17 protein-coding genes are annotated in these 17,808 nt (G+C 60.5%); 12 read left to right on the top strand and 5 right to left on the bottom strand.

All coding sequences use genetic code 11. From position 1 onward, the window contains the following. Nucleotides 1-35 precede the first annotated feature (35 nt). The 3 genes from hemE (at nucleotide 36) to CKV99_RS10515 (ending at nucleotide 3,803) form a co-directional block, all read left to right on the top strand. Nucleotides 36-1,082: a uroporphyrinogen decarboxylase gene (hemE, locus tag CKV99_RS10525; RefSeq protein WP_092260209.1), complete on the top strand. Its 1,047-nt coding sequence runs from the start codon at nucleotides 36-38 to the stop codon at nucleotides 1,080-1,082. A gap of 40 nt (nucleotides 1,083-1,122) precedes the next feature. Then, nucleotides 1,123-2,526 carry a protoporphyrinogen oxidase gene (locus tag CKV99_RS10520; protein WP_092260211.1) on the top strand — a complete coding sequence of 468 codons (1,404 nt, stop codon included), beginning with the start codon at nucleotides 1,123-1,125 and terminating at the stop codon, nucleotides 2,524-2,526. A gap of 404 nt (nucleotides 2,527-2,930) precedes the next feature. Then, nucleotides 2,931-3,803, top strand: a complete 873-nt coding sequence (locus CKV99_RS10515; protein ID WP_231910012.1) for a DedA family protein — start codon at nucleotides 2,931-2,933, stop codon at nucleotides 3,801-3,803. Between the two features lie 111 nt (nucleotides 3,804-3,914). Here the strand turns inward: CKV99_RS10515 and CKV99_RS10510 are convergent, their stop codons facing one another. Then, the gene (locus CKV99_RS10510) at nucleotides 3,915-4,763 is read right to left on the bottom strand and encodes an NAD(P)-dependent oxidoreductase (RefSeq protein WP_092260258.1); all 849 of its coding nucleotides are present in this window, start codon (nucleotides 4,761-4,763) and stop codon (nucleotides 3,915-3,917) included. A 113-nt stretch (nucleotides 4,764-4,876) separates the two neighbouring features. On the opposite strand from CKV99_RS10510, the gene hemL reads away from it, so the two are divergent. The 8 genes from hemL (at nucleotide 4,877) to CKV99_RS10465 (ending at nucleotide 12,378) form a co-directional block, all read left to right on the top strand. Continuing rightward, the gene (hemL, locus tag CKV99_RS10505) at nucleotides 4,877-6,250 is read left to right on the top strand and encodes a glutamate-1-semialdehyde 2,1-aminomutase (RefSeq protein ID WP_092260260.1); all 1,374 of its coding nucleotides are present in this window, start codon (nucleotides 4,877-4,879) and stop codon (nucleotides 6,248-6,250) included. Nucleotides 6,251-6,269: 19 nt separating this feature from the next. Further along, complete coding sequence (locus CKV99_RS10500) at nucleotides 6,270-6,878, top strand: histidine phosphatase family protein (protein ID WP_092260213.1); 609 nt, start codon at nucleotides 6,270-6,272, stop codon at nucleotides 6,876-6,878. After that, nucleotides 6,879-7,466: a TlpA disulfide reductase family protein gene (locus tag CKV99_RS10495; RefSeq protein WP_092260214.1), complete on the top strand. Its 588-nt coding sequence runs from the start codon at nucleotides 6,879-6,881 to the stop codon at nucleotides 7,464-7,466. Nucleotides 7,467-7,471: 5 nt separating this feature from the next. Further along, entirely contained in the window at nucleotides 7,472-8,257 is a 786-nt protein-coding gene (locus CKV99_RS10490) for a cytochrome c biogenesis CcdA family protein (protein WP_092260216.1), read from the top strand. Between the two features lie 33 nt (nucleotides 8,258-8,290). Next, nucleotides 8,291-9,991: a cytochrome c biogenesis protein ResB gene (locus CKV99_RS10485; RefSeq protein ID WP_092260218.1), complete on the top strand. Its 1,701-nt coding sequence runs from the start codon at nucleotides 8,291-8,293 to the stop codon at nucleotides 9,989-9,991. Between the two features lie 43 nt (nucleotides 9,992-10,034). Further along, entirely contained in the window at nucleotides 10,035-11,084 is a 1,050-nt protein-coding gene (gene ccsB, locus CKV99_RS10480) for a c-type cytochrome biogenesis protein CcsB (RefSeq protein WP_092260220.1), read from the top strand. A 344-nt stretch (nucleotides 11,085-11,428) separates the two neighbouring features. Next, a complete protein-coding gene (locus CKV99_RS10475) occupies nucleotides 11,429-11,683 on the top strand; it encodes a helix-turn-helix domain-containing protein (RefSeq protein ID WP_092260262.1) in 255 nt (84 codons plus the stop codon). 371 nt (nucleotides 11,684-12,054) lie between these two features. Beyond that, nucleotides 12,055-12,378, top strand: coding sequence for a DUF4229 domain-containing protein (locus tag CKV99_RS10465; RefSeq protein ID WP_092260264.1), 324 nt, complete (start codon nucleotides 12,055-12,057; stop codon nucleotides 12,376-12,378). 87 nt (nucleotides 12,379-12,465) lie between these two features. On the opposite strand, the gene CKV99_RS10460 is transcribed toward CKV99_RS10465, so the two are convergent. Both CKV99_RS10460 and CKV99_RS10455 read right to left on the bottom strand, forming a co-directional pair. Further along, nucleotides 12,466-13,401 carry an AEC family transporter gene (locus CKV99_RS10460; RefSeq protein WP_092260222.1) on the bottom strand — a complete coding sequence of 312 codons (936 nt, stop codon included), beginning with the start codon at nucleotides 13,399-13,401 and terminating at the stop codon, nucleotides 12,466-12,468. 576 nt (nucleotides 13,402-13,977) lie between these two features. Next, the gene (locus CKV99_RS10455) at nucleotides 13,978-14,232 is read right to left on the bottom strand and encodes a PLDc N-terminal domain-containing protein (protein ID WP_143063466.1); all 255 of its coding nucleotides are present in this window, start codon (nucleotides 14,230-14,232) and stop codon (nucleotides 13,978-13,980) included. Between the two features lie 194 nt (nucleotides 14,233-14,426). On the opposite strand from CKV99_RS10455, the gene CKV99_RS10445 reads away from it, so the two are divergent. Continuing rightward, nucleotides 14,427-15,605, top strand: coding sequence for an HNH endonuclease signature motif containing protein (locus tag CKV99_RS10445; protein WP_092260226.1), 1,179 nt, complete (start codon nucleotides 14,427-14,429; stop codon nucleotides 15,603-15,605). A 51-nt stretch (nucleotides 15,606-15,656) separates the two neighbouring features. On the opposite strand, the gene CKV99_RS10440 is transcribed toward CKV99_RS10445, so the two are convergent. Both CKV99_RS10440 and CKV99_RS10435 read right to left on the bottom strand, forming a co-directional pair. After that, nucleotides 15,657-16,571, bottom strand: a complete 915-nt coding sequence (locus CKV99_RS10440) for a 1,4-dihydroxy-2-naphthoate polyprenyltransferase (protein WP_092260228.1) — start codon at nucleotides 16,569-16,571, stop codon at nucleotides 15,657-15,659. Between the two features lie 3 nt (nucleotides 16,572-16,574). After that, on the bottom strand, nucleotides 16,575-17,798 hold the full coding sequence (locus tag CKV99_RS10435; protein WP_092260230.1) for an AMP-binding protein: 1,224 nt from the start codon (nucleotides 17,796-17,798) through the stop codon (nucleotides 16,575-16,577). Between the last annotated feature and the right edge of the window lie 10 nt (nucleotides 17,799-17,808).

The following is a 17,808-nucleotide window of genomic DNA, read 5'->3' as shown; positions in this document are numbered from 1 at the left end:
TCCTTCTGTCCAACTTTTGGTCCACAATGGGGTGCATGAAACGTCGCGACCTTCCCAACGCCCCGCTGCTTGAAGTAGCCCATGGCCGCACCCCGTCCCGCACGCCAGTCTGGTTCATGCGCCAGGCCGGCCGCTCGCTGCCGGAATACAAGAAAGCGCGAGAAGGCATCTCCATGCTGGACTCCTGCTTCATGCCGGAACTGCTCGCCGAAATCACCCTGCAGCCAGTACGACGCCACGACGTCGACGGTGCGATCCTGTTCTCCGATATCGTGGTGCCGCTGCGTGCCGCCGGGGTGGGGGTGGAAATCGTGCCGGGACGCGGACCTGTCATGGATCAGGCCATCACCACGCGTGCCGACGTCGCCTCCCTGCCCATCCTCGATCACGAGGTAGACGAAGTAGCCAAAGGCATCGAGATCATCTTGGCCGAGCTGACAGACCAGCAGGCACTGATTGGCTTTGTCGGCGCACCATTTACCTTGGCCAGCTACTTGGTGGAAGGTGGGCCGTCCAAGAACCACGAAAAAACCAAGGCCATGATGCACGCCGACCCCGACACCTGGCATGCGCTGATGAAGCGCATCGTACCCACCGTGAAGAACTTCCTGCGCACCCAGGTAGATGCCGGAATCGACGCGATGCAGCTATTTGATTCCTGGGCGGGGGCGCTGACAGAACGAGACTACCGAGACCACGTGCTGCCGTACTCGGTGGAGATCCTCGAATCCGTGGCAGGCGAGATCCCACGTATCCACTTCGGTGTGGCCACCGGCGAGATCCTTGGTGCCATGAGTGAAGCAGGCTCCGAGATCATGGGCGTAGACTGGCGAGTACCACTCGATGTGGTGGCTCAACGCTTCGCCAGCCCACGAGTGCTGCAGGGCAACTTGGACCCAGCAATGCTGTTCGCCGGTGCTGACGTGGTGCGTTCCGAGGTTGCCCGCATCAAGGCGGAGGCGGCCCGCGCCATCAAGGCAGGAGATGCAACCGGCCACATCTTTAACCTGGGCCACGGCGTGCTACCCACCACCCAGGCCGAGGCCATCACTGAAGCGGTGGCCATCATCCACGAGGACTAGTTGGCCCCGGGCCAACTGACACTACCTGAGAGGAATCACTGTGAAGTTTGCCATCATCGGCGCAGGACTAGCTGGCTTGACCAGCGCGTACGAAATCCGCAAGGCGCAACCAGACGCGCATATCGACGTCTACGAGGCCACAGACCGGATAGGTGGCAAACTCTTCACCGTGGCCTTCGAAGCAGGCCCCACCGACATGGGTGCAGAGGCATTTCTCTACCACCGCCCTGAAGCACGCGAGTTCTTCACCGAACTAGGATTAGCCGACAAGATTAAATTCCCCTCGGGGTTACGCTCCACCGTGTATTCACATGGTGAGCTTCAGCCTCTGCCACGTGGCGGAATGATGGGCATCCCATCGTCGTCAAGCCCTGTGGAACACTTAGTGTCCGCCGACACTTGCGCGCGGATCGACGCCGAGGCAGACATGCCGGGCATCGACTGGACTGTTGGCGCGGACATGAATGTCGGCGCGCTGGTGCGCCAGCGCATGGGCGATGAAGTAGTAGACCGCGTGGTGAGCGCCCTGCTGGGTGGCGTCTATTCGTGCACCGCCGACGACCTAGGGATACGGGCAACCATTCCGCGTCTAGCTGAAGAATTTGACCGCCTGGCGCAGGACGGCGAGAAGATCACCTTCCACGCGGCGATTGAGGCGATCAGCCAGCAGCGTAAGGCGCAGACCGCTGGTGTCAAACCGGGGCCCGTTTTCGGCACCTTCGAAGGAGGTTACGCCGAAGTGTATGAAACGCTGGCTGAGAAGTCCGGTGCCAACATCTACATTGACGCATTCATTTCGGGTGTGTCGCGCACCGACGATGGAGTGTTTCGGCTTACCGGTGGCCAGGATGAGCAGTATGATCGCCTGATCTTGGCCACCCCGGCACCCACCACCGCCTTGCTGCTGCGCGAGATCGCCCCTGCCGCAGGTACCGCGCTCAAGGCGGTGCAGCTGGCGGATAGTGCGCTCGTCGGCATGCGTTTTGCATCCAGCGAAGGCCTGCCCGACACATCTGGTGTGCTGGTTGCCGCCGATGAGCACGGCGTGAACGCCAAAGCGTTCACGTTCTCCTCGAAGAAGTGGCCGCACCTCGGCGAACGCGGTGGGGCGCTGGTGCGCGCAAGCTTCGGCCGCTTCGGCGATAGCATCGCCCGCGACACCGACGAAGACACGCTTGTGGACTGGGCGCTCGACGACCTTGAGACCATCACCGGTTTTGATGGGCGTGCCGCAGGGCTTGAGGAAATTTATGTGCAGCGCTGGCTGGGCGGGCTGCCGCGCTACGACGAGCACCATCTAGCCACCGTGCGGGAAGTTTTTTCGCTTATCGACGACATCCCCGGCCTGGCGCTGACCGGAGCGTGGGCTGGGGGAGTGGGCGTGCCCGCCGTGATCACCCACGCTAAAGGTGCTGCTGCCTCGGTTGTTGGTGAAAGCGATTAGGCAAGGGCTTCCCGCAGGCTGCGTAGGCGCTTGCAGGTGCTTGCAGGCCTTCGCGCACACTCTTGCACACGCAATCTGCTGGGCGCTGTTCTCTCGGGCCCCCTTTGCAAGAGGGTTCGTATTCCTGCGTTCGTATTCCTGCGTTCGTATTCCAGCGTTCGTATTTCTGCGTTCGTACTTTGAATTTCAAGTAAAAGGCGAAAACTCTTTGACCTGCGTAAATGTTATTGCAAATTGTTGTCGAAGTAGTAGATTTCGAACTCAGGAATACGAACCGAAGACTTCGAACCCAGGACTTCGAACCCAAGAGACCAGTGCTCTGTCTGACAGGTATCTGGCAGCCAGTTGGACTGCGTGTTGGAAAATCAACGTGATACCTCAGATGTGGGCTAGATTAGGTGATCGTGAACCAGAAACCAGGAGAAAACCCCGCCGAACGGGACGACGCGCGCGACCATGCCCGCGACCGCGAATCTGATCTCGACGGCCGCGCTGAAAAGGAACTGCCAGTAGAGGCTGAGGCTGAGGAAGAACTGCAGGCTGAGGCTGCCGTAGAGGCGGAGACTGTGGCTGAGGCTGAGGTCGATACTGAAGCGGAGTGGTGGCAAGAACCCGGTATGCCGTGGAACAAGAAACCCGGCAAAGCCGACTACTGGTGTTTAGGGTGGCTGGGCTTCATTGGTGTGTTTGGCATGGCGATGATCCCGCTGCGGGCGTGGCTGCTTGGCCTCGACCCGCCGATCATGCTGGCACTGACCGGGTCTCGTTTAGGTGCTGCGTCGACGGGTGCGCTGGCGGCCGTCGGTGAGGCCCCGGGGTGGATCTGGTATCTGCTCATTGGTTCGCTGGTTGCCATCAAGTTTGACTGGGTATATTGGTGGGCCGGCAAATTGTGGGGTCGCGGCATGCTGGATGTCAATGCGCAACAGTCGGCCCGCACCGCCCGCAACATAGATCGGGCTGAACGCTGGACCCAAAAGCTGGGTTGGTTCGGCATCTTCTTGGCCTACCTGCCGATTCCTTTGCCGATCGCCCTCGTGGTGTTCATCATGAGTGGTGCCACAGGGATGAAGCTGCGCACCTTCATGGTGCTCAACTTCATCGCCAAAACCGTGTGGAACTTGGGCTACTTCGCGCTCGGCTACGCCATCGGTGAGCCCGTGGTGAACGTGCTGGAGCAGTACCAAAAAGTGGCCGGTTGGGTGGCGATCGGGCTTGTTGTGGTGATTATGGCCTCAGTGTTCTACAAACAATCCAAAAACCCCGCTCCGAAATAGCCACTGCGGCGCGTCTGTGCACTTTCGGTTGTCATTTTTTAATTTTTCCACAGGAATATAGAAAAGTGACAACCGAACGTGACGCGGTTCTGCATAGGTCGCCAGGTCTAACTACCCCTGCTCATTCCGGTAAACCATAAGCGACGAAAAATCATGGTCCCCGCGACCAGCCTCTTGTTGGCCCTCCAAAGAATCCAAGGCAGCACGCACAGCGGGAAGATCTTGATCAGCAGAATCAAGCATCAACCGCGCATCCTTCGCAATCGCATCGACAGTGAAGTCACCCGGTGAGGTCTCACGTTCACCCAGCACAAACGGCTGCTTCATGGTGCGCATAAACTCCAACCCGGTTGAACCTAGAAGATCAGATACCTCAGCAGCATCTAAGCCCTGCGACTCGCCTAAATACAGCGCCTCCTTATACCCCTGCGCGCTGACCGCCAACGCGAGGTTGGCGAGCAGCTTGCCCGTCGCTGCCTTCGCGCCGGAGTCCACAACCTTGAGCCGCTCAGGGTTTGCAGCAGCCCACGGTGCAACCACCTCGGCGACAGTGGTGCGTCGTGAAGCGTCCGTGCCGCCGACGAACACCCCCAACTTGCCGTTGCGCGCCGGGGTGAGCGTGCCGACGACCGGCGCATGCACATAGCCTTCGACAGCGCGGGCGAACTCGTCAGCATCGGCGGGCGAGACAGTGGTGGTATCGGCCCAGGTCACACCCTCAGGGATGAGGTTCGGCTTGATCACGACCTCACGCACTGTGTCCGGGCCGAAAAGAGAAGTGATCACCAGGTCCGCGCCTGCAACCGCCTCGGCGGGGGTGTCGGCGGCGCAAGCGCCCTTATCGACGAGCGCCTGCGTCTTTTCCTTCGTGCGGTTCCACACGGTGAGCTGGTGGTCACTGATGAGTTTAAGAGCGAGCTCGGTGCCCATGCGGCCGAGGCCGAGAAATGCAATGCTCAGTGAATTAGTCATGGGCCCCATAGTGCCAGAAATTAGGGTGCCTATGTCGCCTGAAACGTGGCTAGCTGGATTGGGTCAGGGCCGATAGGGCTACTGGGGCTACAATGGTGCGCATGACTGCCCGTGATACTGCCCCAGATCTTTTCAGCCAGAATACGTCGTCGAACACTGCGAAATCTGCCGAGCTGTTTCAGCGCGCGCAGGACGTCAACCCGGGTGGTGTGAACTCCCCGGTGCGCGCCTTCGGCTCCGTGGGAGGCCAGGCCCGGTTCATCGCCAAAGCAAATGGGTCGCGCCTGGTCGATGTGGACGGCAATGAGTATGTTGACCTGGTCAATTCCTGGGGCCCCATGATTCACGGCAACGCCTATCCCGCCATCGAAGAGGCCGTGCAGAAAGCCATCAAAAACGGTCTGAGTTTTGGCGCACCCACCGCAGCAGAGGTGGAGCTGGCCCAGGCGATCATCGACCGCACCAGTGTTGAGGCGGTGCGCATGGTCAACTCCGGCACCGAAGCCACCATGAGCGCGGTGCGCCTGGCCCGCGGGTTTACCGGCCGGGCAAAAATTATCAAGTTTGACGGCTGCTACCACGGGCACGTGGATTCCCTCCTGGCTGCGGCCGGCTCCGGTGTGGCGACCTTCGCGCTGCCCGATTCACCAGGGGTGACCGGTGCTCAGGCGGGCGACACGATCGTCGTCAAGTACAACGACCTGGATGCTGTGCGCCAAGCGTTCGCGCAGCACCCGGGCGAAATTGCGGCCATCATCACCGAGGCTGCCGCCGGAAACATGGGTACCGTCGCACCGCAGGAAGGATTCAACGCAGCACTGAAGGACATCGCGCACGACAACGGCGCGCTGCTGATCATCGACGAAGTGATGACCGGCTTCCGCACCTCCTACTCTGGATGGTACGGCGTGGACGAGGTAGCGGGTGATCTGACCACCTTTGGCAAGGTCATCTCCGGCGGACTGCCCGCGGCGGCTTTCGGCGGGCGTGCCGACGTGATGGCGCATCTGGCCCCGAACGGCCCCGTCTACCAGGCGGGAACGCTGTCCGGCAACCCTGTGGCCATGGCATCCGGCCTGGCTTCGCTGGCACTTGCCGACGAATCCATCTACCCCACGCTGCACGCCAACGCCGACCAGCTAGCCAACCTGATCAGCGAGGCTCTGACCCGCGAGGGCGTTGCCCACCACATCCAGCGCGCCTCCACCTTGCTGTCCATCCGGTTTGCTGAAGGCGCTGGCCACAACTTCGACGACATGAAGGCCGCGGATACCTTCCGCTACGCCCCCTTCTTCCACGCTCTGCTTGACCACGGCGTGTACGGCCCGCCGAGCGCGTTTGAGACCTGGTTTGTGTCCACCGCGCTTAACGACGATGACTTCGCCATCATTGAAGCCGCCCTCACACCAGCAGCTCAGGCAGCGGCCGCGGCCGTCGCTGACGCGGCCGTCACTAACGTTCCGGCCGGGGAATAAGGAAGAAGGAAACCACACTATGACTACCACCATCGTTCACCTGGTCCGCCACGGCGAAGTGTATAACCCAGGCAAAATCTTGTACGGGCGAATCCCCGGCTACCACCTTTCCTCGCGCGGGCAATCCATGGCTGCCGCCACCGCCGAATCCTTCCGTGGCCACGACGTTGCCTACCTGGCGGCCAGCCCGCTGGAGCGCGCGCAGGAAACCGCAGCACCCATCGCTGCTGTGACCGGCCTGAATGTGCGTATCGACGACGCCCTGATCGAGTCCGGTAACCGTTTTGAGGGGCTGCGCACCAAAGGCTGGCGTTCGCAGCTGTGGAACCCGATCCGCTGGCGTTACATGACTAACCCATTGGTGCCAAGCTGGGGTGAGCCTTACGACGACATTTTGTCCCGCATGATGGACGCCATCGAACGTGCACGGCTTGAAGCCGAAGGACATGAGGCGATCCTTGTCAGCCACCAGTTACCCATTGTGATGGTGCAGCGCGCCGTGGCAGACAAACCGCTGCCGCACAACCCGTTGGACCGCCAGTGCGATTTGACGAGCGTGACCTCTTTGCTGTTTCGTGATGACATACTCACTGAGTCGTTTTATTCCACACCTGCACGAGAGATCTAAATGCACACACGATGTGGCCAGAAGCTTGGCCTGGTAGCGGTGCTCACCGCTGTAAGCTTAGGTTTTGCTGCTTGCGCTCAAGATTCTGGAAACGCCCAAACCTTCGCCTTCCATTCCCCAGGTGGTGAGGTGGAAATTTTCTACCCCGCTGATGAGCGCAAACCTATCCAGGACTTCTCGGGCGAATCCCTCATGGAGGAAGGCGAGACCATCACCCTGTCTGACTTCGAGGGCCAGGTTGTTGTTTTAAACGCGTGGGGGCAATGGTGTGCGCCCTGCCGCGCCGAGGTCGACGACCTGCAAAAGGCACACGAAGAGCTGGGCGACAAAGGCACAGTGTTGGGGATTAATGTGCGCGACTACAACGCCCAGATCGCCCGCGACTTCGTCCTCGACAATGGGGTGACCTACCCCTCGATCTACGACCCACCGTTTAAAACCGCCGCGGCGTTAGGCGGTGTGCCCACCTCGGTGATCCCCACCACCATCGTGTTGGACAAAGAGCACCGCCCGGCCGCCGTCTTCCTGCGCGAGGTTAGTGCCCAGGACATCCTCGACGTCACCGATGAATTAGTGCAAGAAAGCTGACCGGCATGGGTGAAATCTTCGCAGACGCAGTCGCCAGTGGCCCGCTGCTGATCGGCCTGGTGGCCGCGGCGCTGGCTGGGCTGGTGTCCTTCGCCTCCCCATGCGTCGTGCCGTTGGTTCCCGGTTACATGTCGTATCTCACCGGAATCGTCGGCGGCGAAATGACTATCGACGAAAAGTACGGCCCGAAAGTGGGCAAGCGTCGGAAAGGCGCTGTAGTTGGTGCTGCCGCACTGTTTGTTCTGGGATTTACCGTTGTGTTCATCCTCATGTCGGTCACCGTGTTCGGCGCCGTCAGCCTCATCCAGCTCAACCGTGACCTGCTGATGCGGATCGGCGGTGCCGTCACCATCGTGATGGGGCTGGTGTTTATCGGCATGGTGCCCGCCCTGCAGCGTGACACACGTATGCAGCCGAAAAAGTGGGCGAGCTGGATCGGCGCACCACTGCTGGGTGGTGTGTTTGCGCTTGGCTGGACACCGTGTCTCGGGCCCACCTTGGCCGCAATCATTTCGGTCGCGGTGGGCACCGACGGCATGACGGCCGCACGCGGCACCCTGCTGATCATCGGCTACTGCCTCGGGCTGGGTCTGCCTTTTATCCTCATCGCACTCGGCTCCGCCCGCGCCATGAAAACTTTTGACTTCGTGCGCAAGCATTCGCGCACCCTGCAGGTGATCGGCGGTGTGCTCATGATCATCGTCGGCATCGCGCTGCTGACGGGTGTGTGGAACTACTTCATTAGCTGGTCGCAAACACTGGTCGCCGACTTCGGCACCACCGTTATCTAGCGCTGTTTAGCGTGAGCAAGAAAGGAACCCTTAGTGCAACGAGTGTGGAGATGGCTGAAGAAAGCCTGGCACTGGCTCACCAGCATGCGCACCGCCTTGGTGCTGCTATTCCTGCTGGCCCTCGTCTCCATCCCAGGTGCCCTGCTGCCACAACGCACAGTCAGCCAGTTCCAGGTTGATGAGTGGATCGCCTCCAACCCACGCCTCGGCCACATCTACGACCGCCTCCAGCTTTTCGACGTCTTCAGCTCCACCTGGTTTATCGCAATTGTCACCCTGTTGATGGTCTCGCTTGTCGGCTGCATCCTGCCCCGCTCCTGGGACCACTACAAGGCATACAAGACCCCACCTACCAGGGCACCAAAGTTTCTGCACCGCATGCCCATGCACGCAGAGGGAATCGTCGATAAGCCCCTGGAAGAAGCCAAAGCAGACGCAACACGCGCGCTGAAGCGCTGGCACGTAGCCGAATACAGCGCCGAGGAAGACAGGGCAGGAGCCAATTCTTTAGCGGCCGAACGCGGATACGGGCGCGAGCTGGCCAACCTGATCTTTCACATCGGCATCGTCGCCGTTTTAATCACCGTGTTCGTCGGGCGCATGATCTACTACGAAGGCCAAGTGATCATCGTCACCGAATCCGAGTCCGAATACGCCGTGCCCGTCGAGCAGTCCCAAGAATTCTGCAACACCTCGCCCGCCAACTTCGACTCCTTCCGCGCCGGCGCACTTTTCGACGGCACCGGGCTGACCCCGTTCTGCTTTGTTTCCCACAACTTCGTAGCCGACTACCTACCCAACGGGCAGGCCAACGAGTTCACCTCCGATATCTCCTACGCGCTTGACGACGAGATCACCACCGACCAAGAAACGTGGCAGGACTACACCTTGCGTGTGAATCATCCGCTACGCATCGGCGGTGACCGTGTCTACCTGCAAGGACACGGATTCGCCCCACAAATCACGGTGACGTGGCCGAATGGTGAATCACGCACCCAGATGATCCAGTTCCAGCCGGATGATCCGACGTTTTTCCTCTCCTCCGGTGTCATGCGTTTTGACCCGCCGGCCGGCATGTACCCAGATCTTTTTGAGCGCCGCCAAAACCAGATCGCCATCGAGGGCTTATTCGCACCCACCGCGCAGTGGGGTGGGGTGGATAATAATGAACTAACTTCGGTGTACCCCTCCATGCAAGATCCAGCCATGGCCATCGACATTTACCGTGGTGACGCTGGACTGGATTCTGGCCGTCCCCAGAACATCTTCACGCTTGACCAAACGTTGATCGCTAACGGCCAGCTGCAGAAGGTGGACCGCGTTAACCTTCAACCTGGGGACGAGGCAACCATCGACGGTGGTATTACCGTGCGTTTCGACGGTGCCGCCGAGTACGCAAATTACCAGATCAGCCACGACCCGTCGCAAGGGTGGGTGCTGGCCAGTGCGATTGTGATGCTGGCTGGGCTGATTGGTTCGCTGATGATTAAACGCCGCCGGGTGTGGGTGCGTTTTGTTGAGGAGCGTGCTGGTGTTTCCGGTGCGGGCGAGGAACGTGCTGGTGTTTCCGGTGCGGGCGAGGAACGAGCCCGCACCCGCATCGAATTGGGTGGCCTGGCGCGCACCGACCGTGCTGGCTGGACCGGCGAGTTCGACGAGCTAACCGACGTGATCTTAGGCAAGGTCGATCCCACTTCCGACGATTCCGATGTCATGGGCTATGACGATCTTTAATGGTCTTGGCTGTTCAAGCATCCGCAGGGTAGGGTGAGGATTCATGAACGTCAATACCGACCTGGCGGAACTGTCTGACCTGTCATTTCTGACCGCGTACATTATCTATTTCGTTGCGCTCATCGTCTCGTTAATACACTACGGGCGGATGCAGGGCGTTATCGATATGCGGCGGATGCGCGACGCCCAGCAGGTGGCGCAAGAGGCCGACGTGAAGGCCGAAGAGAAAGCTTTGGTCAGTGCCGGCGGTGGGTCGTCGACACGCGACTTCGACGAAGACCATGGGCTTATCGACGAGCCCTTTGACCAGGCGGAATATGATAGGCGGGTGAAGGGCGCGCGCAAATTTGCGGGTATGACGCAGGCATTGGTGTGGTTTGGTATTGCACTGCACCTGGTGAGCGTGGTTACTCGTGGTCTTGCGGCGCAGCGTTTCCCCGGAGGCAATATGTACGAATATATTGCCCTAGCCACCCTGATCACCATGGTTGTGGCAGCGATTGTTGCGCAGAAAAAGAACTGGCACACGATGTGGCCATGGGTGCTCACCCCGATGGTCATCCTGATGTTCATCAATAACACGGCGTTGTATATTCCCGTTTCACCGCTGGTACCGGCGTTGCAATCCCACTGGTTGCCGGTGCATATCTCGTCGGTGGCTGGTGGCGCGTCGATCGGCATGGTCTCTGGTGTGTTCGCGCTGCTCTACCTGCTGCGCATCTGGCAGCCGAAGGGCAAAGAGCATGGTTTCTTCGGTGCGGTGGCAAAGCCGCTGCCGAGTGCGAAGACCCTGGACTCGCTGACCTACAAGACCGCGATCATCACCCTGCCAGTGTTCGGTATTGGCATTCTGCTGGGTGCGGTGTGGGCGGAAGCTTCGTGGGGCCGGCCGTGGGGTTGGGATCCGAAGGAGACTGTGTCGCTGATTTCCTGGATTTTGTACGCGGCCTACCTGCATGCGCGTGCTACTGCCGGTTGGAAAAATTACAAGGCGGCGTGGATCAACGTGCTGGCATTGGCCACCACTATCTTCAACTTGTTCTTCATTAACATGGTGGTGTCGGGCCTACACTCCTATGCGGGGCTGAACTAGGACGCGCGGAGCGGGCAGGGGCAGCGTCCCTCGCCCGCTTTTGATCTTTGGATGAACTACATTTGGGGGTGATTCGCACGAATGAGAATCGCCGAACATGTGCCACTTCGGGGTGTGGAACCATCGTTAGAAGTAGTGCAAAAGCAAACTCTTATGAAAACCGCGACACAGTTAACGCATGTAGCCTGGTAGGTCTCTTGGTATGAACATAAACCCTTGATCTGCGCAGACTCACAACAAACGGACGATTTACCCACATGATCGGGCTGTAAACTGGGCTTGAAGGAACTAGGATAGCCACAATACCACCACGCATCTTAACAAGAATTTCTAAGGAGTTCGCCATGGCTGGTCCACGAAATAAGGTCGGCAAACCAGCCAGCGAAGACCCCGTCCTCATTGAACTGGGACAATCGCTGGCAGCCCGGCGTCGCGCCGACGGCCGCCTGCAACAAGAAGTTGCCGAAGCCGCAGGCGTATCCCGTTCTACGTTGCATACCATCGAGCATGGTGGCGCCGGTGTCCGCTTTGAGAAAGTAGTCGCCGTCGCCCACGCTCTCGGTCTGGGGATTTGCTTTAAGGAGCTTAACGACGATTAGCCATTCCCCCCCACTGCTGCCACCTCCCGCCGGGCCCTCTTCAGGATGGTCGCGGCGGAATTTTTTCTGTCGCTCCTCTTCCTCACGCGCTCGGCGTTCTTGTTCTTCTTTCGCCCGGCGCTGCTTGAAGCGCTGTTTCTCGATGCTCCATAAAAAATCCTCGTCGTCATCCGGCCCTTTGATAGCCGGGGGCTGCTCGCTGGCCCGTTGGGCGTCGATACGCGCCCGACTGCCCGGGCCGAACGCACGCCAAACCAGCCAAATAGCCAACAGGAGCAAGATGAAGAGGATGAACCGTCCCATGCCCACCACCTTACTTGGTTATGGTTTACCACTTTGGACTGACTAGGCTTGGGGTCGTGTCTACCTCCATGTCCGCAACTACACCAGGTTCCCCGAACGACGCCGATGTCAAAGCCACCCGCTCGCGCGCGAACCGCGCCGTGGCGATTTATGGCCTCCTGCGTATCGTCATGTTTGTGGTGCTAACCATCATCATCCAAGTAGTCGCAGTGCTTATCGACGCCCCCGTACCCCTTGTCATGTCCGCGCTCCTGGCACTGATTGTGGCATTCCCGCTGTCGATGTTGGTGTTCCGCCACCAGCGGATGGAAGCCACGGAGGCTGTAGCCGAGTGGTCCGAGAAACGCCGCGCGAAGAAGGAATGGGTCGCCCGCGAGCTGTCCGAGCGCTGACCCCGCTGCCGTGCCGGGCAGCCCCGCGGCGCCTGCCCCGCTGCCGTGCCGGGCAACCCCCGCGTTGCTCACGCGGTACCCCCGAAACTAGTTCCCGAATAGTAGAGCAATCACGATCATCGCCGGCATCGCCAGGAACGTGGTGAGAAAAACAGTATCGCGCGCCACGATCTCCCCACGCTGGTACGTGGCCGCATAGTTGTACACGTTTTGGGCTGTCGGCAAAGCTGCAAGAATCACGCCGGCGTAGAGCAGATTCGTCGGCAAGCCCAAAAGCCAGCCCGCAGCAAACGCGATGATGGGCATGACGATCAGCTTCAGCGCCGTCGCCGTGATCACTGCGGGGCGGTCTGGTTTGTGGTCCAGCACCGTGCCACCATGTAGCGAAGCGCCGAAGCTCATCAGGATCATGGGAATTGACGCGCCACCCAGCAGCTCGATCGGCGCCATCACCGGCTGAGGTACCGTGATCCCCAGCCACGCCACAATCACCCCGAGCAAGGGCGCCACCACTACCGGCGAGGTAATACCGGAGCGGATCGCCTCCACGATTTTACCGCCACTGGAGCGTGACGACGACCCATCCACCGTCAACCCAGCGATCACAAAGGGAGTAAACACCACCATTTGCAGCACGAGCACCGGGATCACCCAGGTGGCATCGCCGATGACATAGATGGAGATCGGCAACCCGATGTTGACCGAGTTGAAATAACTGGCAGAGGCAGCACCAGCTGTAGTTGTGGGAATATCCTGGCGAAAAAGCGCGGCCGACAGCGCCCAGTAAATCGCGGCCGTCACCACGGTGGCGACAAGTACCACCAGCACAACGGGGGAGAAGAACGTGGACACGTCCGAGACAGCCACCGACGAAAACAACAACGCCGGTGTCGCCGCGTAGAACGCTACCCTGTTAAACATCAGCCGTTGTTTGCCGGGGCCGATCACACCTGTGCGGGCCAGCACATAGCCGGTGGCGATCACCGCGAAAATAATGGCAAAACCGGTAATCACGTCAAGCATCAGACAATTCTCTTTCTGTATTATTTCCGTAGAATAGCGTTGCAGCTAGGAGTTGATGCCATGGCACCACGATGGCGATTGTTAATCACGTATGCACTCGTATCCACAGTAATTCTGTTGGTTTCGCCCGTGTTTGGGCCACTGGGGTGGGCCGTCCCGCTGGTTGTCCTTAACCCAGTACTGACTCTTCTTTTGTCGTGGCGAGATACGGCTCAACGCGGTTTTACTTGGTTGTGGTTTATGATTCCCACCTTAACTGGGGTGGTCCAAGCACTCATACTGATGAATGCTTCGGCGATCCCGTTTTCGACTTTGCTTCTTATCGGCGCTGCTCTCGGTGTAGGACTGGGTGCTATAAGCAGACGACGGACAATGGCAGTTAAAAAGAGATGATCGCGAACCCGGTAATCACGTCAAGCATCAGCTCAGCAGCTTCCCTTCAGGCAGGCCTAGACGGAACGCATAGCAGAATCTACCACCAGGAGCGGTTACCCAGTCCTGGCGGTGGAGTGTTTGTCTCCTCGTTGGACAGTGGTAAAGGTTGGCCAGTGGCTCGTCGATAAGCGTCGTTAGGCGCTACGCGTCACGGCGGGTCCGCAGCTCGGGGCGGATCGCGGCAGACCACACAAGCCAGACAACAAAACCAACCAGTGGGGCAACCAACGCAAGCAGCGCCCACACAAGAGTTGCTGGCCATGTCGAGCCGGTGCGACGCTCACCGATCACAACCACCACAGGCAGCAGAACGCTGAGCAGGAGCAGGCCACTCCACGCGATGTCATACACAGGGGGCACAAGAACGCTGGATCCGCTAAAGGCCATGTTACTCATGCCACAAGTATGGCACACCGTGGTGGTGCCCGTCGAGGGTGCGAGGCGACCCCATAGCACATTTCTGAAAATCGCCGCGAGAGTTATCCACAATTGCGCACAGTAGTGCGCACACGGCCCGAAATTGCTCTGAGTTATCCACAGATTTGAAAACAGTCTCGCGTGGTTTTGCGGAGTGGCTTAGTGTCAGAGCCATGGACGCATTCGAAGCTTTTGCAGCGCAGTGGCGCAGCGGCATGGCTGTCATTGAGGCAGCTCACGGCCGTAGCGTGATCGACTTGTGCCGCGCAGGAATCGATGCGACGATCGCGAAGCAGATCGAGAAGCTGGGCAAAGCGTACTGCGGGCCCACCCATTCCACGCGTAAACAGGCAGACGCGCGGAAGGCGGCAGCGCGCAACGAGCACACGATTAATACGTTGCTGGAGATTGAACGCCTCGTCGGCAAGCTCGATGATGACGCGCACGCGTGGCCGATGCGCCTCGCCCTGACCCGGCAGACGGCGAACCTGCGTGCCCTGCGTGCGCGCGGTGCCGAGCTGCTGTCCCAGTACAACGCCCCCACCAAGCCCAACCCGGACATGAAGCTGAGCCACAAGGCTGTGCCCGATTCCACGCTGACGGACGTGTCGGTGCGTGGGCCTGCGCATTTGGCGAAGGCTGCGCTGGACCGGGCGCACGCGCTTGCCGACGAGACCGGCCTTGCACCCGCCGAGGCGTTTTTGCACCTGGCGGCGTCTGACACCTCGGAGGAAGGCTCCGCACCTGGCACTGCGCAGGGCCCGGTGCTGGAGCCGGCGATTATCATCCCGCTCAACGAGGACGTCGCCGGTTGGGAGAAGCTTGGGCTGGACGAGGTACGCATGTCCATGACCAACGGCACCACCATGACAGGGGCTGACTTCGTCCGCGCCAACCTCGCAGCCCAAGGCTACGCGCTGATCGTTGACCCGATCACCGGTGAGGACCTTGAGCTTTACAGGCTTTACGACGAAGAACGCTTCGCCACTGTGAAACAGAGGCTGCGCCAACGGCTGAAAACCCCGGTGTGCGCGTGGCCCGGCTGCGGAAAACCTGCCGACGAGTGCCAGATGCACCACATCAAAGCCTACAAACATGGCGGTAAGTCCGAGATGAAGAACTACACCATGTTGTGCGGGTTTGATAACGGGCGTAACGACGATGACCGCGACAAACCCCGCTACGGCCACATAGAAAAAATCGATGGGCTGGACTATTGGGTGCCAGCGTTTGGCGGTGAGCCGGTGCTTAATGATCATCCCGCCGCGAGGGGCGGGGCGATCAGGTTAGTGCGCGGCGGGATGAGCACGCTCGCCGGAGCTGGAGCGAGTAATGCGCCGCCAGATGGTTAGCGGATGTCGTCGTCAAGCGCGCTAGTTCAGCGCGCGAAATGAGCCTGCGCGCTAGTTCAGCGCGCCGAAAAACAGGGCCACCGTGGTTGCGATGGCCCACACAAGCATGGCCTTACCGTTGATGCTGAGCACCGGGATCAGGTCTTTCCCGCGCGCGCCTTTTAATACGGTGATGGCTCCTTGTAGGGCGAGTGGTAGTGCGATCAGGCCGATCAAGGCCGGTAGGTAGGCTGCGGCAATCAGCAGGCTCATGACAAAAGGCACGATTGAGAAGGCGGCGAACAGGCGCCGCGCGTTCCGCTCACCGAGGCGGACCGCGAGTGTTTTCTTGCCGGTAGCCGAGTCGGACGGAATATCGCGGATGTTGTTGGCCATGTTCACACTCGCCGAGATCGCGCCGATCCCCACCGCTGCGGCCACACCAACCCAGCTGATCGAACCGGCTTGGGTGTACTCGGTACCCAACACCGCTACCAGGCCGAAGAAGATGAACACAGCAATCTCACCCAGCCCCCGGTAGCCGTAGGGGTTCTTGCCACCAGTGTAGAACCAGGCACCGGCGATACAGGCCGCGCCGACCAGGATGAACCACCACGCCGACCACAGCGACAGCACAATGCCTGCCACCGCCGCCACCCCGAAACTGATCAAGGCGGCGCGTTTGACGTCCTTCGGGTTGGCCAGGCCGGAGCCGGTCAGCCGTGTAGGGCCGGTGCGGCCAGCTTCGTCTGAGTCGGTTCCACGAACCCCGTCGGAGTAGTCGTTGGAGAAATTCACCCCAATGATCAGCGCCCACGCCACAATCAGCGCCAGCAGGGCCCGCCCGAAGTGCGCCCCACCGGCGAATGCGGCAGCGCCCGTGCCGACGATCACCGGCGCCCACGCATTGGCCCAAGTGTGGGGGCGGGAGGCCTCCCACCAGTCACGGCGCGTGGCCGAATGAGAAGCCGAATAAGAGGTAGTCATGGACTACATCCTAAACAGTGCCGCCACTTCCTGGCGATCCACCTTCCCCGGCCCAATCAGCGGCATCTGCTCCACGTGCAGGATTTCCTTGGGCACCTGCCAGCGCGGCAACTCCTCGAAAGCCTCAAGCAAGTCAGTGCGCGTGGCCGTTCCCGAATATACAGTCACAATGCGTTGGCCCAATCGTTCGTCCGGCACCCCAATAACGCAGGCCGAGTCCACCCCGTCGAGGGCAAGCATGTGCTTTTCGACGACCTCTGGGTGCAGTTTCAAACCGCCCGAGTCGATGATGGTGTCGATGCGCCCAGCAATGTGGAGGTGGTCGTCGATAAGCGAACCTGCGTCAGACGTGGCAAACCAGCCGTCGCGCGCGAAAGCCTCGTGTTCGGGGAGGTTGCGGTAGCCGTGGGCGATCATGGGCCCGCCGAGGTGGATGCGGCCGGAGCGTGCGCTCACGCCGCCGGAGCCCGCGCCCGCGCGACCGGAGTCCGGGCCCGTACTGCCCGAACCCGCGTCGGCACCAATCTCAACCCGGATCTGCGCCCCGGCGATGGGCTGGCCGTTATACACGCAGCCGCCGGAGGTTTCCGAGGAACCGTAGGTGGTCACCACGTTGATGCGCAGCTCTTTGGCCGCGCGCAGCAGCTTCGGGCTGGTGGACGCCCCGCCGACGAGGATCGCGTCGAAAAGCCGGAGTGCCTCAATGCCGTCGAGGGTGGACATGGCTTTGTTCAGCTGCATGGGGGTCAGCGAGGTGTAGCAGCGGTCGCCGGTGTCGTTGAGCTCGCGGGCAAGTGCGCTAAATTCGGCGACGTTGAAGCCACCGGTCAAGTCGCACGCGGCCGGTTCCACCCCGGCGATCAGGCTGCGCACCAGCACCTGCAGGCCAGCAATGTGGTGGGCGGGCATGGCAAGCAACCATTGCCCCGGCCCGCCTAAAAACTGGTGGGTGGCATCGGCGCTGGCCACCAGGTTCGCCGCCGTCAGCTGCGCGCCCTTCGGTGTTCCTGTCGAGCCGGACGTGGACACAACCAGCGCAATCTCCGCATCAATCGGCTCTCCTGCGCGTTGCGACGCTTTCAACACGTCTGTACGCGCGCGATCATCAGCAGGCACCGGCAGCAGCGTGCGGGCGCCTGCGATCGCCTCCTCTAAATTCGGCAGGATCGCGGTAGGATCAGCCAAGCTGACGGGCAGGACTTCCAGAACATGAGACGCTCGATTCACACCCGACAAC

Origin of the sequence: Corynebacterium cystitidis, from assembly GCF_900187295.1 — a bacterium.
Taxonomy (GTDB): domain Bacteria; phylum Actinomycetota; class Actinomycetes; order Mycobacteriales; family Mycobacteriaceae; genus Corynebacterium; species Corynebacterium cystitidis.
This window is presented reverse-complemented; position numbering and strand designations above follow the sequence as displayed.

Excerpts from the sequence above, each read along its gene's own strand:
- hemE (WP_092260209.1), top strand. The coding sequence starts at position 36 with ATGAAACGTCGCGACCTTCCCAACGCCCCGCTGCTTGAAGTAGCCCAT.
- hemL (WP_092260260.1), top strand. The coding sequence starts at position 4,877 with ATGACTGCCCGTGATACTGCCCCAGATCTTTTCAGCCAGAATACGTCG.
- CKV99_RS10500 (WP_092260213.1), top strand. The coding sequence starts at position 6,270 with ATGACTACCACCATCGTTCACCTGGTCCGCCACGGCGAAGTGTATAAC.
- CKV99_RS10495 (WP_092260214.1), top strand. The coding sequence starts at position 6,879 with ATGCACACACGATGTGGCCAGAAGCTTGGCCTGGTAGCGGTGCTCACC.
- CKV99_RS10490 (WP_092260216.1), top strand. The coding sequence starts at position 7,472 with ATGGGTGAAATCTTCGCAGACGCAGTCGCCAGTGGCCCGCTGCTGATC.
- ccsB (WP_092260220.1), top strand. The coding sequence starts at position 10,035 with ATGAACGTCAATACCGACCTGGCGGAACTGTCTGACCTGTCATTTCTG.
- CKV99_RS10475 (WP_092260262.1), top strand. The coding sequence starts at position 11,429 with ATGGCTGGTCCACGAAATAAGGTCGGCAAACCAGCCAGCGAAGACCCC.
- CKV99_RS10465 (WP_092260264.1), top strand. The coding sequence starts at position 12,055 with ATGTCCGCAACTACACCAGGTTCCCCGAACGACGCCGATGTCAAAGCC.
- CKV99_RS10460 (WP_092260222.1), bottom strand. The coding sequence starts at position 13,401 with ATGCTTGACGTGATTACCGGTTTTGCCATTATTTTCGCGGTGATCGCC.
- CKV99_RS10455 (WP_143063466.1), bottom strand. The coding sequence starts at position 14,232 with ATGAGTAACATGGCCTTTAGCGGATCCAGCGTTCTTGTGCCCCCTGTG.
- CKV99_RS10445 (WP_092260226.1), top strand. The coding sequence starts at position 14,427 with ATGGACGCATTCGAAGCTTTTGCAGCGCAGTGGCGCAGCGGCATGGCT.
- CKV99_RS10440 (WP_092260228.1), bottom strand. The coding sequence starts at position 16,571 with ATGACTACCTCTTATTCGGCTTCTCATTCGGCCACGCGCCGTGACTGG.